Annotated in this window: 1 protein-coding gene; it reads left to right on the top strand. The window is 66.2% G+C overall.

Going from position 1 to position 204, the window contains the following annotated elements; genetic code table 11:
- Positions 1-188: hypothetical protein (locus tag ACPYOM_RS24015; RefSeq protein ID WP_481347905.1), on the top strand; the 188-nt coding region annotated here is incomplete at its 5' end.
- Positions 189-204 lie beyond the last annotated feature (16 nt).

Genomic DNA, 204 nt, shown 5'->3' on the forward strand with positions numbered 1-204 from the left:
CCCCCCCCCCCCCTTTCCACAAAAAAAACCCCCCCCCCCAGATTACTACGCGTCTCGTGGGCTCGGAGATGTGTATAAGAGACAGGAGCCAGTACGTGCTCGGCAGCCTCCGGGACCGCGTGCGCACCGGGGCCGGCGTGCCGGCCAGGGCTGCCGCCAGGGACTGCCTGTCTCTTATACACATCTGACGCTGCCGACGACGGA

Source organism: Monashia sp. HAY1-2A (assembly GCF_056755315.1).